Annotated in this window: 13 protein-coding genes; 3 read left to right on the forward strand and 10 right to left on the reverse strand. The window is 63.5% G+C overall.

From position 1 onward, the window contains the following. The first annotated feature begins 75 nt into the window (after positions 1–75). On the forward strand, positions 76–1,218 hold the full coding sequence (locus ACYPXD_RS27355) for a branched-chain amino acid ABC transporter substrate-binding protein (protein ID WP_459718803.1): 1,143 nt from the start codon (positions 76–78) through the stop codon (positions 1,216–1,218). Between the two features lie 71 nt (positions 1,219–1,289). On the opposite strand, the gene ACYPXD_RS27360 is transcribed toward ACYPXD_RS27355, so the two are convergent. Continuing rightward, on the reverse strand, positions 1,290–2,018 hold the full coding sequence (locus ACYPXD_RS27360; protein ID WP_459718808.1) for a response regulator transcription factor: 729 nt from the start codon (positions 2,016–2,018) through the stop codon (positions 1,290–1,292). A gap of 217 nt (positions 2,019–2,235) precedes the next feature. On the opposite strand from ACYPXD_RS27360, the gene ACYPXD_RS27365 reads away from it, so the two are divergent. Then, the gene (locus ACYPXD_RS27365) at positions 2,236–3,666 is read left to right on the forward strand and encodes an MFS transporter (RefSeq protein WP_459718811.1); all 1,431 of its coding nucleotides are present in this window, start codon (positions 2,236–2,238) and stop codon (positions 3,664–3,666) included. A gap of 40 nt (positions 3,667–3,706) precedes the next feature. Here the strand turns inward: ACYPXD_RS27365 and ACYPXD_RS27370 are convergent, their stop codons facing one another. Further along, a complete protein-coding gene (locus ACYPXD_RS27370) occupies positions 3,707–3,979 on the reverse strand; it encodes a hypothetical protein (protein ID WP_459718814.1) in 273 nt (90 codons plus the stop codon). Between the two features lie 65 nt (positions 3,980–4,044). Next, positions 4,045–4,476 carry a DoxX family protein gene (locus tag ACYPXD_RS27375; RefSeq protein WP_459718817.1) on the reverse strand — a complete coding sequence of 144 codons (432 nt, stop codon included), beginning with the start codon at positions 4,474–4,476 and terminating at the stop codon, positions 4,045–4,047. 265 nt (positions 4,477–4,741) lie between these two features. On the opposite strand from ACYPXD_RS27375, the gene ACYPXD_RS27380 reads away from it, so the two are divergent. Next, complete coding sequence (locus tag ACYPXD_RS27380) at positions 4,742–5,467, forward strand: DeoR/GlpR family DNA-binding transcription regulator (protein ID WP_459718820.1); 726 nt, start codon at positions 4,742–4,744, stop codon at positions 5,465–5,467. A gap of 45 nt (positions 5,468–5,512) precedes the next feature. Here the strand turns inward: ACYPXD_RS27380 and ACYPXD_RS27385 are convergent, their stop codons facing one another. The 7 genes from ACYPXD_RS27385 to ACYPXD_RS27415 all read right to left on the reverse strand — a co-directional run bounded on the left by ACYPXD_RS27385 (position 5,513) and on the right by ACYPXD_RS27415 (position 14,384). Then, positions 5,513–6,559 carry an ABC transporter permease gene (locus ACYPXD_RS27385; protein ID WP_459718823.1) on the reverse strand — a complete coding sequence of 349 codons (1,047 nt, stop codon included), beginning with the start codon at positions 6,557–6,559 and terminating at the stop codon, positions 5,513–5,515. 57 nt (positions 6,560–6,616) lie between these two features. Then, a complete protein-coding gene (locus ACYPXD_RS27390) occupies positions 6,617–8,155 on the reverse strand; it encodes a sugar ABC transporter ATP-binding protein (RefSeq protein WP_459718826.1) in 1,539 nt (512 codons plus the stop codon). Positions 8,156–8,295: 140 nt separating this feature from the next. Continuing rightward, positions 8,296–9,300: a substrate-binding domain-containing protein gene (locus tag ACYPXD_RS27395; RefSeq protein WP_459718829.1), complete on the reverse strand. Its 1,005-nt coding sequence runs from the start codon at positions 9,298–9,300 to the stop codon at positions 8,296–8,298. Between the two features lie 93 nt (positions 9,301–9,393). Then, entirely contained in the window at positions 9,394–10,437 is a 1,044-nt protein-coding gene (locus tag ACYPXD_RS27400) for an ABC transporter permease (RefSeq protein WP_459718832.1), read from the reverse strand. A 36-nt stretch (positions 10,438–10,473) separates the two neighbouring features. Then, positions 10,474–11,430 carry a ribokinase gene (rbsK, locus tag ACYPXD_RS27405; RefSeq protein WP_459718835.1) on the reverse strand — a complete coding sequence of 319 codons (957 nt, stop codon included), beginning with the start codon at positions 11,428–11,430 and terminating at the stop codon, positions 10,474–10,476. Next, positions 11,427–11,906: an RbsD/FucU family protein gene (locus ACYPXD_RS27410; RefSeq protein ID WP_459718837.1), complete on the reverse strand. Its 480-nt coding sequence runs from the start codon at positions 11,904–11,906 to the stop codon at positions 11,427–11,429. The genes rbsK and ACYPXD_RS27410 overlap by 4 nt, the downstream gene beginning before the upstream one ends. A 72-nt stretch (positions 11,907–11,978) precedes the next feature. Then, positions 11,979–14,384, reverse strand: a complete 2,406-nt coding sequence (locus ACYPXD_RS27415; protein ID WP_459718840.1) for an aldehyde dehydrogenase family protein — start codon at positions 14,382–14,384, stop codon at positions 11,979–11,981. Between the last annotated feature and the right edge of the window lie 12 nt (positions 14,385–14,396).

Below are 14,396 nucleotides of genomic sequence, written 5' to 3' on the forward strand. Positions count from 1 at the left end.
GATGTTGGTCCACGACGCACCGGCTGCGTGCGCTTCATGCCGCGCGTGCGTTCATTCATACACGGGGGATTCATAGTGAAGCTCAAGGTATCGCATATCGTGATCGCGTCGGCGCTCGCGTGGGCAACCGGCGCGCAGGCAGCAGACGCCGACGTCGTGAAGATCGGCTTTGCCGCGCCGTTGACCGGCCAGCAATCGAACTACGGCACCGACATGCAAAAAGGCGCGCAGCTTGCCATCGACGATTTCAATGCGACGCATCCGGTGATCGGCGGCAAGCCGGTGACGTTCTCGCTGACGTCCGAAGACGACCAGGCCGATCCGCGCACCGGCACGACCGTCGCGCAGCGGCTGATCGACGACGGCGTGCATGGCATTGTCGGCCACTTCAACTCGGGCACCAGCATTCCCGCTTCGGACCTGTACAACCGCGCAGGCCTGCCGCAGGTGTCGATGGCGACGTCGCCGGTCTATACGGCGCGCGGCTACAAGACGACGTACCGGCTGCTCACGAGCGATTCGCAAGCCGGCAGCATCATGGGCACGTATGTGGTGAACAAGCTCGAATACAAGCGCATTGCGATTATCGACGACCGCACCGCATACGGCCAGGGTATTGCCGACGAGTTCGCGGCGGCCGTGACGGCGGCGGGCGGCACGGTCGTCAAGCGCGATTACACGAACGACAAGGCGCTCGACTTCTCAGCGATCCTGACCAACATGAAAGGCCTCGATCCGGATGCGATCTTCTATGGCGGCGGCGATGCGCAATCGTCGCCGATGATCCGCAAGATGCGTCAGCTCGGCATCAAGTCGGCGTTCATCACCGGCGAGATGTCGAAGTCGCCGACATTCCTGAAAGTCGGCGGCAGCGCGGCGGAAGGCTCGATTGTCTATATGGGCGGATTGCCGAAAGAAAAGATGCCGGGCTTCTCCGGCTTCGAATCGCGCTACAAAGCGCGCTTTCACGAAGATCCGATCACGTACTCGCCGTACTCGTACGACGGCACGATCGCGCTCCTGACCGCGATGAAGGACGCGAACTCGACCGACCCGAAGGTGTACACGTCGTGGCTCGACAAGGTGAACATCAAGGGCGTGACGTCGAACGACGTTGCATACGACGCGAAAGGCGATCTGAAAGATGCGCCGGTCACGATCTACAAAGTGGAAAAAGGCGGATTCGTGCCGATGGACACGATAGGCGGAAAAAGCTGACCGAGCCGGTCGAATATTCCCGTTGATCGATGCAGCGCGCGGCTCCTGCCGCGCGCTTTGCCTTTTGACGATCAGGCCGCGGCGGCCGCGGTCGCTTCGGCCGCGGCATTTTCCTCGCGCACGCAGAGCAACCGGTAGCCGCTCTTGTACACCGGCTGCAGACGGTAGTCGTTGTGCTCTTCGATCTGCAACAGCAGACGCAAGCGCGACACGTGGCTATCGATCGTGCGCGTGACCTCGCGAAACTCGCGTCCCCACACCATCGCGAAGATATGATCGCGCGACAGCACGCGACCCACATTGGAAAAGAACAGCGCGGCAAGGCGAAACTGCGTGCCCGAAAGCTGCACTGGCGTGCCGCGCAACGTCACGATCTGACGGCGCGTATCGAAATGGTACGGTCCGACATCGAAACTCGATACGCCGAATCGCTCCGGATAGGCGCGCCGCAATAGCGCGGTGACCCGCTCGCGGAATTCCGCCGTGCGCACCGGAAACGTCACATAGTCGTCGGCGCCGGCGAGCAGCGCGCGCACAACGCTTTCTTCGGAATCGTCGGTCGACGCGAAGATGACCGGCACGCGATCGCCGTTCACCGCGCGCATCGACTTCAATACGTCGATACCCGACATTCGGACGCCATGCCAGTCGAGCACGAGCAGATCCGCGGTGGATCGCGCGAGCGCTTTGGACATGGTCAAACCATCGTCGTAGACCATGCAGCTATGGCCGGCCTGGACAAGGATGCGCTCCAGCTGCTTGCTTCGCACCGGGTCGCGTTGAAGGATTGCTATACGCATTGTAAAAATTCTCGACTGTTGCCTCGGTGGCGATTCTCTGGGCACCAAATACCTGTGCCCATAAGATCAGTCTGAATTTGCGGCGTCGCACCGATATTTCGTCAGAGCCCGAAACGTCGCGTCAACGCTTCGCCCTAACATCCGTTGCATGAAAACCCTATCCGTTTCCTCCTCGTCCCAGCCGTCGCCGCCAACCTCGTCGCCACATTTGACGCCCATGCTTGCGCGAATCGTTGCGACCGTCAGCGTCGGCTTTGTCGTCACGCAACTCGATGTCACGATCGTCAATGTGGCGCTCGCGCGCATCGGCGCCGATCTTCACGCGGACGTGACGGCGCTGCAATGGATCGTCGATGCGTACACGCTCGCGTTTGCGGTGCTGATGCTGTCGGCGGGCGCGCTCGGCGATCGTTTCGGAGCACGCAGCATGTTCGCGGCCGGCATCGCACTTTTCGCGTTTGCCTCGCTGCTATGCGGGCTCGCCGCGAACGGCGCATGGCTTGTCGCCGCGCGCGCCTGCCAGGGCATCGGCGCGGCCGCGATGCTGCCGAATTCGCTGGCACTGCTCAATCAGGCATGCGCGCACGATCCGAAGCTGCGCGCGCGGGCGGTCGGTCTCTGGACCGCGACGGGTTCGATTTCGATCGCGGCGGGTCCGGTGATCGGCGGCGTGCTGATAGACGCGTTCGGCTGGCGCAGCATCTTTCTCGTGAACCTGCCGTTGTGCGCGGCGGGCCTCGCGGCCACCTTCGCGTGGCTGCCGAAGGTTGCATCCGCAACGAAAGCAACAAAACCAACGCGCGCGACGACTGCGACGACTGCAATGACCGCCACGAACGTCTCGCCGCAAACAGCGGCGCGTGGCCTCGACCCGCTCGGTCAGCTATTGGCGGTCGTGGCGTTGACCGCCTTCACGGGCGCGGTAATCGAATGGCGGCCGCTCGGCGTCGCGCATCCGCTCGTCGCGGGCGGCCTCGGCCTTGCGCTCGCCGCCGCGCTTGCGTTCGTCGCGACCGAGCGGCGCATCGCCATGCCGATGCTGCCACTATCGCTCTTCGGCAAGCGCACGTTCAGCGCCGCGGTGCTGTTCGGCATCGGTGTGAATCTGACGTACTACGGCGTCGTGTTCGTGTTGAGCCTTTTCCTGCAGCGCGTACGCGGCAATACGCCATTGCAGGCGGGTCTTGCCTTCCTGCCGCTTACCGGCGGATTTCTGGTGTCGAACGTGATGAGCGGCTGGGTGGTCGGCAAATTCGGCGCGCGTGTGCCGATGCTGATCGGTGCGCTGATTGCGGCGCTCGGCTACGGGCTGTTGCATCGGGTCGGCGCGCAGACGCCGCTGTGGGCGCTGCTCGTGCCGTTCCTGCTGATCCCGTCGGGCATGGGGCTCGCGGTTCCCGCCATGACGACCGCCGTGCTCGCATCAGCCGACGCACGGCGCGCAGGCACGGCGTCGGCGGTGCTCAATACGGCGCGCCAGGCCGGCGGCGCGATCGGGGTGGCGGCGTTCGGCGCACTCGCGAGCGGCGCGCAAGCCGCGCATATCGTAGACGGCCTGCACGCGGCAACGGCCATTTCGACGGTCATTCTGCTGATTGCCGCGTTGCTTGCGCGCTATGTCGACCCTTATCCGCGCGCACGCGAATAAGGGTGACAGGCGAAGTTACACGCGGGGTTCCTGGCGCGTTCTACAAGCTCACTTCCTGGATCTGCCCGGAATCGAGCGCTTTTTCGATGAGCCCCTCGCTTTGCGTCTTGCGAATCGCGTTCGCGACGAGGTCTTCGGGCTCTTCGATCTCGGCCTTGATCGCGCCGATCAGGCCGGACGCATCGAGAATCACGAGCGTCTTGGCCGAATCGGCCTGACTGATGATGACGCGATGCGGTGTCGGCCCCTCGCCGAGGCTCGCGCAAAACTGCAAGACCTGGCCACCGATCAAATGGTCGAAAGCTTGAATCATTGCGTGCTCCTTGTCAGCTCAAAGTCTGCTTGACCGATACCGCGCGGCGATACCGCCCGATCACATTAGAGGCTCAGCCCGCTGCGCGGTGCCCGCGCACCATCGATGCTGATGCGCCCCGCGCCGGTCACGGTCAATAACAGGAAGCCGCCTGCAATCGCGATGTTCTTCCAGAAATGCACGACCATGTCGCGCTGCAGGGCGGCGTCCGTGACATTCCAGAAATCATGCCCGAGAATCGCGGTCGCCACCGTGTACATCGCAAGAATCAAACCGACCGCGCGAATGCGCCAACCGACCACGAGGAAAATGCCGCCAAGCAGTTCGATGGCGATGACAAGCGGCGCCGCGAATGTCACGAAAGGCACGCCCATCGCCTGCAGATAACCGACAAAGCTTGCATAGCCGAGCCCTTTCATCGCTGCGCCCCAGAGGAACAGCACCGCAAGTGCAACACGCGCAAGGAAAATCACGCCGGACTCGACGGCACGCGACATGGATAACCCCCTTCCTTTCAAATATGCAGAAGACCTTGCGAAAAAGCGTCGGTTCCCTGATTCGCGCGGCGGGTTCGCCAGCGTCGTTGTATGCCATGCGTATGGACCACGGCAAAAAAGTACGCGTGCCACGTAAAAAAGCGCTTTGAAACGCGCTTTTTAATCCACTGCCCGTCACATGGGTTGTTATAATCCTCTCATAAGCCCGAACAAAATCTAACGCCACATCCTGACGCGCCCCCAACGCGTCGCCCCAAGGATTTCCATGCTCAAAACTGAACGTCTGCGTGTGCTTGCCGATGCATTGGCAAGGCAAAGCGTGATGCGTCTGCGCGATGCGGCGTCACTGCTCGGCGTTTCGGAAATGACGGTGCGCCGCGATATCGCCGCGAGTCCAGGAAAATTCACTTATCTCGGCGGCTATATCGTCAGCGCGACCGACGTGCCCAATAATGCCGGCTATTCGCTCGAAGAGGAAAAGGACCACTTCGCGCAGGCGAAGGCTGAAGCCTCGTCGATTGCCGCGGGCCTGATCGCCAGCAACGAAACGATCTTCATCGACTGCGGCACGACGCTCACTACGCTCGCGCGCCTGATCCCGGCGGAAACCAATGTGACGGTCGTCTGCTACTCGCTGAACGTGGCGGAAATTCTGCGGCGCAAGCCGAATGTGCGGATGATTCTGCTAGGCGGCGTCTATGTGCCGTCGTCGGATTCGTTCTCCGGCGAGGAAAGCATTGAAGTGCTGCGCCGCATGGGCATCAACAAGGCGTTTATTTCGGCGGGCGGTGTCGACACGGCCCGCGGCGTCACATGCTGGAATTTTCACGAGGTCGCGCTGAAGCAGGCCGCGATGGCGAGCGCGGTCGAAAGCCATCTCGTGGTGGACAGCAGCAAGTTCGGCGTGGTGAAGGCGGTGCGTTTTTCGCAGATCGACGACTTCAACTCGATCATCACCGAGAAGGGACAGGAAGCACGCCGGCGCAAATAAAGGCCAAATCAGGCCGGCGTACTGGCATTGAAACGCTCGCGCTTACTACTTCTTGCGCTGCAGCGCGAACAGCGTGCCCGCGATCAGAATAAACGCACCGATAATCACCTTCTGCCAGGTGCTCGGCACGCCGACCAGGATCAGCACGTTATTGATCAGCGTCACGAGCACGACGCCAAGCAGCGTGCCCGCCACCGTGCCGGTGCCGCCGGTAATGCGTGCGCCGCCCAGAATCACCGCCGCGATCACATCGAGTTCCGTGCCCACCAGATCGAACGGATTCGCGAGCCGGTTGTTCGACACATGCAGAATGCCCGCGATACCGGCGAGCATCCCCGTATAGCCGAACACAAACAGGTGAATCGCACGCAGGTTGTAGCCGAGCCGTTCGGCAATCGCAAGACTGCCGCCCATTGCATAGACACCGCGTCCCATCATCGTGCGATTGAGCAGCCACCACGTCACCACCGCGGCAATCACGAGCGCGAGCACCGAAGCCGGCAGCACCGCGCGCAATCCATCCGCGGTGTGATAGAAAAACAGTGGAATGCGACCGAAGTGATCCATGCTGTGCGGGATGTTCATAAAGAACACCGTGCCGACGAAGGTCAGCAGGATCCCGCGATACAGGTATTGCGTGCCGATCGTCACGATCAGCGACGGCGCCTTGAGCCGATAGACCAGCACGCCGTTAATCAGCCCAAGCACAATGCCGCCGACCGCGCCGGTCAGCAGAATCAGCGCGAACGGTGCATCGGGCCACCACGCGAACACCGCTTTCGTGATCGCGTACATCGTCAGCGCGGCGATCGCGGTGAACGACACGTCGATGCCGCCCGACGCAAGCACGACGAGCGTGCCGAGCGCGAATAGCGACACCGTCGTCGCCGAATGCAGCAGGTCGAACAGCGTCGCGAGCTGAAAAAAGCGCGGATTGATCGCGCCGACGATCACGCACGCCACGACGATCAGCGCGAAGGTAAACCATTCCGGCTGGCGCGCAAGACGCGTGCGCCAACTCGGAGGCTTGACCTCGGGTGCGATTTTGACGACGTTGGGAGTGGCCATGGTCCGGTTCACGCTCGATGACATCGTTGACTTCCTTTAAGCTTTAAAACTTCGAAGCGCTGAATACGCCGCTGCAAACACTCAAGCCGCTTCCGACAGCAGGGCGTGGTAAAGGTCCGCTTCGTGCAACTGGTCCGCGCGGTATTCGTTCGCCACGCGGCCCTTCTTCATCATCAGAATACGGTCGCAGTTCTGCAGCAGCTCGGGCAAATCGTCGCTAATCAGAATGATGCCGATGCCCTGCTGCGACAGCCGCTGCATGATGCGATAGATGATGTCCTTCGAACCGACATCGACGCCGACCGTCGGGCCGTGCAGAATCAGCACGCGCGGGTCGATCGCCAGCCAGCGGCCGATCAGCACGCGCTGCTGGTTGCCACCCGACAGCGACTGCACGGGCTTGTCGACATCGGGGGTGGCGATCTGCAGTTCCTTCACCGTTTGCACCGCGAGCGCCTGCGCACGCGCGCGGTCGATCTGGCCGAAGCGGTCGCGCAAGCTCGAGATCATCGCGGTAATGACGTTGTCGCGAATCGGCTTGTCGAGAAAAAGGCCTTCGTTGAGGCGGTCTTCAGGCACGTAACCGATGCGGTGTTGCTTCGCATCGGACGGCGTGCGCACGGTAATCGCGTTGCCGTCGAGCGTCAGCTCGCCGCTTTCGGCCGGCGCGACGCCGGCGAGCGCTCGCGCGAGTTCGTTGCGGCCCGAATCGAGCAGCCCCGTCACGCCGAGAATTTCGCCGCGATGCAAGGGGAACGACACATCGCTGAACTGCCCCGCGCGCGTCAGATGCCTGACGTCGAGCACGACCTCGCTGCCGACGCCCACGTTGCCTTCGCGGTAACGCTCGTTCGACAGTTGCCGTCCCGTCATCAGTTCGCTGATCTGCGCTTTCGTGTACTGCTCGATCGGGCCTTGCGCCATTTTCTGGCCGTCGCGCAGCACGATCACTTCGCCGCCGATCGCATAGCATTCGTCGAGCTTGTGGCTCACAAACAGCACTGTCACGCCTTGCGCGCGCAGATTGGCGAGCACGGCGATCAGGTTGTCGACTTCCTTCTGGGTAAGCGAGGTGGTCGGTTCGTCCATGATCACGAACTTCGCCTCGCTCGCGATCGCACGCGCGATCGCGACGAGCTGGCGCGTCGCAAGCGGCAATTGCTCGATCAGCGTCGCCTGGAATTCGGGGTCGCCGGGCAAGCCGACCGCATGCAGCGCGCGCCTGGCTGTTTCAGTGAGCGCCTTGCGATCGAACGTGCGCGCAAGGCGCCCGTTGTGCTCGGCCAGTTCGGTTGTGAGCGCAACGTTTTCCGCGACGCTCATGTTCGGCAGCAACGACAGATCCTGATACACGGTCTCGATGCCGGCGGCGAGCGACTCGAGCGCCGACAGGCGCGCATGCCGCACGCCTTCGATCACGAGTTCGCCTTCGTCGGGCGGCTGCGCGCCCGAGATGATCTTGATCAGCGTGCTCTTGCCGCAACCGTTTTCGCCGAGCAGGTGATAGATCTGCCCGCGCTGGAACGACAGGCTCACGCCGCGCAGCGCATGCACGCCGGTAAAGCGCTTATGCACGCCGACCACTTCGAGAAACGGTGTCGAGGAAACGGGTGAATTCATGATACGAAGCCGTTAGTCTTCAAACGCGCATCCACGCCCGGATAAAACACACTGCACACTGCATGACGTGGCGCGGATGCGCGGTAATACAAGAGTCAGGGACAGGAACAAAGCGGGTTCGAAATATCGACCCATCCTGCTTAGAACGAGTACTGCTTGTAGTTCGATTTGTCGACGCTGACCCAGCCCTGACCGCGAACGATGATGCCCTTGCCCGGCCCTTTCGACACGGTTACCTTCTCGTAGCCCGGCAGACCGAGGTTCGCGCCGTTTTCGACCGTCTTGCCGTCGAGCAGCATCTTCGCGACCTTGTTCATCGCAATGCCCGCGAGCTTCGGATCCCAGAACGCGATGCCGTTGATCGCACCGCTTTCGAGGAACTTGCCCGCCTCGGTCGGCAGACCCGTGCCGTAGACGCAGATCTTGCCCTGCAGGCCCGATTCCTCGACCGCGCGGCCGATGCCGATCACGTCGAGCGACGACGAGCCCTGGAAGCCCTTCAGGTCCGGATGCTTGCGCAGCACTTCCTTCGCGACTTCGTACGCGCGCTCGCCGTCGTTATTGGTCTCGAGGTTCTTCTCGACGAGCTGCATCTTCGGATACTTCTTCGCCGCATTGGCGATGCCGCCGTCGGCCCATTGCACCTGCGAGCGGCTGCCGAGCGAGCCGACCAGCGTGGCCCACTTGCCTTCGCTATGCATGCACGAGGCGAGCCGCTCGTTGAGCGCGGCGCCGTACTCGCTGTTGTCGAACGCCTCGACGTCGACATTCGTGTTCTTCTCGTTGTCCGCTTCGTGCGTGACGACCTTGATGCCGCGGTCCATCGCTTTCTTGAGCGCGGGTTCGAGCGTCGGCGGATCATACGGAACGACCGCGATCGCATTCACCTTCTTCGCGATCAGGTCTTCGATAATCTTCAGTTGCTGCGCGGCGTCGGCGCGCCCCGGCCCCGTCTGGTAGACCGTCACGCCCGGGTTCTCCTTGCCGAACTCCTTGACCCCTTCGTCCATCCGGTTGAACCAGCTGATGCCCGTCACCTTGACCACCGTGACAATCGTTTCATTCGTTGCCGCATAGGCGGTGGCCGCGATACCGGCGGCGAGTGCGCATGCTGTGAGGGCAACGCTGAATCGTACGGATTTCATATGAGTTGTCTCCTGTCTTTATTCGTTGATGCCCCACGATTGACGAAGACGGACGCCCGAGGCACGTCGCCCGCCCGAATTCATTGCTGCGCGTTAGCCGCGCGCTTCACGCTCGCCGCCGGGTTGTGCCGACTTTTCGCCGATACCGAAGATCGCACGAACCCGCACGCCGCCCGCGAATGCAAGCGACAGCAGCAGCAGAAAGCCCCACGCGCAATCGCCGAAAAACTGCGAGACGCCGAGCAGATTGAACAGGCTCGACAGAAACTGCAAGACGGTTGCGGCGAAGAAAACGCAGATGATGCGTCCGTAACCGCCGGCCGGATTCACCCCGCCCATCACCGCGATCAGGATCGCGATCAGCAGATACGAATTGCCGTAGTCCCACTTCGCGCTCAGCGTGTGCGACACGCTGACCAGCCCGGCCAGCGACGCGAGCACGCCGCACATCGTGTAGGTGATGATCAGCATCCGGTCGCGCGGAATGCCCGCATAGAACGCGGCGCGCTGATTCGTGCCCATCAGATAAAGACGCAGGCCGAACGGCGTGCGCCGTAGTAACCAGCCGAGCAGGACCACGGCCGCCATGAAGATGATGAACTGGATCGGCACCTGGAAAAACGTGCCGTTGCCGATGTTGGAGAGCGGTTCGACATAATCGACGTGCACCGACGCGCCATTGCTGAGCGCCACGGCGATGCCCGTAAACAGCAGCTGCGTGCCGAGCGTACAAAGAATCGGCGTGAGCTTGAGGCGGGCGATGATGACGCCGTTCAGCAGGCCGCCGAGCAGCCCCGCAACCAGCACGATTACGCAGAACAGCGCCGTAAACAGCGCCGGCGAATCGTCGCCGCTCACGAACTTCGGCACGATCAGTGCCGCGATCATGCCCGACAGATTCGCGAGCCCGACACCGGACAGGTCGATGCCGCCGTTGCCCGACAGCATCGACAGCATGATGCCGAGCGCGAGCAACGCGATTTCGGGAAGTTGCGCACCCATCGACTGCAGATTGTCGATACCGACAAACGCGCCATGCGACAGCCCGATCGCGACCAGCACGACCACCAGATTCACGGCGAGCAGAAAGTTCAGCTGCCGGTCATGAAACCATCTTGCGAGAAGAGATCCGTTCATTCGCGCCTTCCTTACGACTGATCTGTTCGCCCGCGTTTAGCGTGCTGCCTCGGCCTCGCGGCCGAGCACTTCATCGATTTCCCGGCGCGTCGGCATCGACGGCGCGGTACCGGGACGCGTCACCGAGATTCCCGCGAGCGCGCAACCGAAGCGCATCGCCGCAACGGGATCTTCGCCGCGCGCCAGCGCTGCCGCGAAGCCGCCGGTGAAGCCGTCGCCGGCGCCCGCCGTTTCGACGACACGTCCGCAGCGATACGCGGCCACGAACACCGATTGCCTGGCCGAGTGCAGCAGCGCACCGGCTTCGCCGAGCGTGACGATCACGGTGCCGACGCCCTTTTTCAGCAGCACGTCGGCGGCGCGGCGCGCCTCGTCGACGCTATTGACGGGCATGCCGGTCAGCGCCGCGGTTTCCGTCTCGTTCGGCGTGATGTAGTCGCACAGCGGGAAGATGTCGTCGTCGAGCGGCAACGCGGGCGCGGGATTGAACACCGTCGTCACGCCATGCCTGCGCGCGACTTCGAGGCCGCGCTTCGCGGCCGGAACCGGCTGTTCGAGCTGCGTGACGAACACGCGCGCACTGGCGATATCGGCTTCGATCGCGTCGACATCGGCGGCGCTCAAGGTGCCCGCGGCGCCCGACGCGACGATGATCGCGTTCATGCCCGTCGTTTCGTCGACGAAGATATGCGCGGCGCCCGTCGATGCGCCTTCGACCACCTTGGCGCGCGACGTGATGCCTTCGGCTTTCCATGTTGCCTGCGCGATCTGGCCGAATGCGTCGTTGCCGAGGCGCGTGCAGAACACCACATCGGCGCCCGCGCGCGCGGCCGCGACCGCCTGGTTCGAGCCCTTGCCGCCGGGCCCCATGGCAAAGGCGGAGCCGGCAATCGTTTCGCCGATCAGCGGCATGCGCTCGGCGCGAAACGTCAGATCGGTCACGTAGATGCCGAGGATCACCACGCGGCCTTGCACTTGCGACTGCGTGGTCATTTGCTTTGGTCCTTTGCAGCAGAGACATCCGGCGCCAGTTGCACGCCTTTCTTGAATACGAAACAGCCATATCCGCGCTGTTCGCCGGTCGCGATCACGCAATACGCCTTGCGGGCGCGCTCGTAAAACGCGAAGCGTTCGATCGACCTGAACGCGAGCTCACGGCCTTCGGCCGCATTCACTTCCGCTTGCGCCTCGCGCTGCACGGCCGGAATCGTGTTCGGCTCGCCGACCACTTCCATGCGCAGCGCCGGATCGTCGACGAAGGTGTCGAGCGGCAGCACGGACAGGACCGCGCGGATCGCGCGCGGCGCATCGGCGCCGTCGATCCGCAGCAGCTTGCCGAGCACCGTTGCGCGCGCAACGGAGTCGGCGGGGAAATTTGCATCGCAAATGATGAGCTCGTCGCCGTGCCCCATCGCGCGCAGCGCGTACAGCACGTCGGCGTTGAGCAGCGGGTCCACATTCTTCAGCACGTTGTCTCCTCCGTTCGGTTGGCGTGCCGCGTGATTGGCGGGGCCGGTTGACGACCCCGCCAATCACGCGAATCAATCGCCGTACGGTATCCAGATGTTCTTCACCTGCACAGCCTGGCGCAGCAGCGCCTGTCCTTCAGTCGAGCGGTCGAACCAGTCGAAGCGGCGCCCGTAGTCGACGAACGTGCGCTTCAGGTTGCCGGTCGACGCGCGCTCGACCCTGGCCGATTCGCCTGCCTCGCCGAAACACCAGAGCGCGTCGACGTCGTCATGTTTTGCAAGCGCGTCGAGCAGACCGGCCCGCTCGCCGGTGACGATATTCAGCACGCCCGCCGGCACATCCGATGTTTCCACGACCTGATAAAAATCCGTTGCGGCAAGCGGGCACGTCTCGCTCGGCAAGACGACCACCCGATTGCCCATGGCCAGCGCCGGCGCAACCAGCGAGACGAACGCGAGCAGCGGCGCTTCGTCCGGACACGCAATGCCGATCACGCCGAGCGGTTCGTGCATCGCCAGCGCGACACCGCGCAGCGGCGGCGCGTGCACAGCGCCGTCATACTTGTCGGCCCACGCCGCGTAGGTAAAGAGTCGGTTGACCGACGCTTCGACTTCGCTGCGTGCTTCCGTTTCGCTTGCGCCCGTCCGTGCAATCAGTTGCGCGACAAACTCGTGCGAACGCACCGCGAGGTTTTCGGCAAGGAAATACAGCACCTGCGCGCGATTGTGCGCCGTCGTGCCCGACCATTTCTGCGCGCCGCGCGCAGCCGCCACCGCATTGCGAATGTCCTTGCGATTGCCCGCGCCGACTTCGCCCGCGAACGAGCCGTCCGCCGCATACACCGGCAGCGAATAGCCGCTGTCCGGCCGCACCTGCTTGCCGCCGACAAAGAGCTTCGCGGTGCGATCGACGTTGAACGGATCGTCCGACTGCCATGCAACCCCTGCGTCGGCCGTCAATGCTTCGCTTGCCACGCGTTGCACCGCACGCCGCTGCGGAAGATTAAGCCAGGCGTTCGGCTTCAGGTATTCGTGAATGCCCTCGCGCCCGCCTTCGCGGCCATAGCCCGACTCGCGATAGCCGCCGAAGCCGACTGCCGCGTCGAACAGATTCGTGGCGTTGACCCAGACCACGCCGCATGCAAGGCGCGGCGCGATATCGAGCGCGCGTCCGATGGTCTCGCTCCACACGCTCGCGGCGAGCCCGTAACGCGTGTTGTTGGCAAGCGCAACCGCTTCGTCGGGCGTGCGAAAGCTCATCGTCACCAGCACGGGGCCGAAGATTTCTTCCTGGGCGAGCGTCGACGCGGGCGCGACGCCGGTCACGAGCGTCGGCGGATAGAAACAGCCCTGGCTCGGCACGTCCGTTTCCGACGATTGCCAGACCTGGCAACCTTCGCGACGTCCCGCTTCGACGAGCGACTGGATCCGCTCGAGTTGCACCGGATCGACGATCGCGCCGATATCGATGCCCTTGTCGAGCGATGGGCCGACGCGCAGCGTCGCCATGCGGCGCTTCAGCTTTTCGATAAAGCGCGCTTCGATGCCTTCCTGGACGAGCAGACGCGAGCCCGCGCAGCACACCTGACCCTGATTGAACCAGATCGCGTCGACCACGCCTTCGACGGCGCCGTCGAGGTCCGCATCGTCGAATACGATAAACGGCGACTTGCCGCCGAGTTCGAGCGTCAGCGATTTGCCGGAGCCCGCCGTGGCCTCGCGAATCAGGCGGCCGACCTCGGTCGAACCCGTGAACGCGATCTTGTCGACGTCCGGATGATCGACGAGCGCCGCGCCGGTGCGGCCGTCGCCGGTCACCACATTCAGCACGCCCGGCGGCAAGCCGGCGCGCTGCGCGAGCTCGGCGAACAGCAAGGCGGTGAGCGGCGTGTACTCGGCCGGCTTCAGCACCACGCAATTGCCGGTGGCGAGCGCGGGCGCGATCTTCCACGCGAGCATCAGCAACGGGAAATTCCACGGCACGATCTGGCCGATCACGCCGAGCGGCGAATAGTCCGCGAATTCGCTGTCCTGCAGTTGCGCCCAGCCGGCGTGATGCAGAAAGTGCCGCGCGACGAGCGGAATATCGAGGTCGCGCGTTTCGCGAATCGGCTTGCCGTTATCGAGCGCCTCGAGCACCGCGAACAGACGGCTGTGCCGTTGCACCATGCGCGCCAGCGCATACAGGTGGCGCGCACGCCCCGCGCCGCCAAGCGCACGCCATGCGGGCTGCGCGGCACGCGCGGCGGCGACCGCCGCATCGACGTCGGCCGCTTCGCCCTGCGCGATCTGCGCGAGCTCGTCGCCGGTTGCCGGCTCGTGCGTCGCGAAACGCTCGCCCGAAGACGGCGTGCGCCACGCGCCGCCGATGAAATGACCGAAGGCGCCGTGATGCTGGGCAAGCCACGCGCGCGCGGGCTTGTCGTCCTCCGGTGCGGGACCGTAATCCATCGTTGAAAAATACTCGGCTACGCTCATGAGAATCGGAAT

The organism is Paraburkholderia sp. 2C (assembly GCF_054589215.1).

Coding starts and splice junctions, on each gene's coding strand:
- ACYPXD_RS27365 (WP_459718811.1), top strand. CDS start 2,236: ATGCTTGCGCGAATCGTTGCGACCGTCAGCGTCGGCTTTGTCGTCACG.
- ACYPXD_RS27370 (WP_459718814.1), bottom strand. CDS start 3,979: ATGATTCAAGCTTTCGACCATTTGATCGGTGGCCAGGTCTTGCAGTTT.
- ACYPXD_RS27390 (WP_459718826.1), bottom strand. CDS start 8,155: ATGAATTCACCCGTTTCCTCGACACCGTTTCTCGAAGTGGTCGGCGTG.
- ACYPXD_RS27395 (WP_459718829.1), bottom strand. CDS start 9,300: ATGAAATCCGTACGATTCAGCGTTGCCCTCACAGCATGCGCACTCGCC.
- ACYPXD_RS27380 (WP_459718820.1), top strand. CDS start 4,742: ATGCTCAAAACTGAACGTCTGCGTGTGCTTGCCGATGCATTGGCAAGG.
- rbsK (WP_459718835.1), bottom strand. CDS start 11,430: ATGACCACGCAGTCGCAAGTGCAAGGCCGCGTGGTGATCCTCGGCATC.
- ACYPXD_RS27375 (WP_459718817.1), bottom strand. CDS start 4,476: ATGTCGCGTGCCGTCGAGTCCGGCGTGATTTTCCTTGCGCGTGTTGCA.
- ACYPXD_RS27400 (WP_459718832.1), bottom strand. CDS start 10,437: ATGAACGGATCTCTTCTCGCAAGATGGTTTCATGACCGGCAGCTGAAC.
- ACYPXD_RS27360 (WP_459718808.1), bottom strand. CDS start 2,018: ATGCGTATAGCAATCCTTCAACGCGACCCGGTGCGAAGCAAGCAGCTG.
- ACYPXD_RS27385 (WP_459718823.1), bottom strand. CDS start 6,559: ATGTCATCGAGCGTGAACCGGACCATGGCCACTCCCAACGTCGTCAAA.
- ACYPXD_RS27415 (WP_459718840.1), bottom strand. CDS start 14,384: ATGAGCGTAGCCGAGTATTTTTCAACGATGGATTACGGTCCCGCACCG.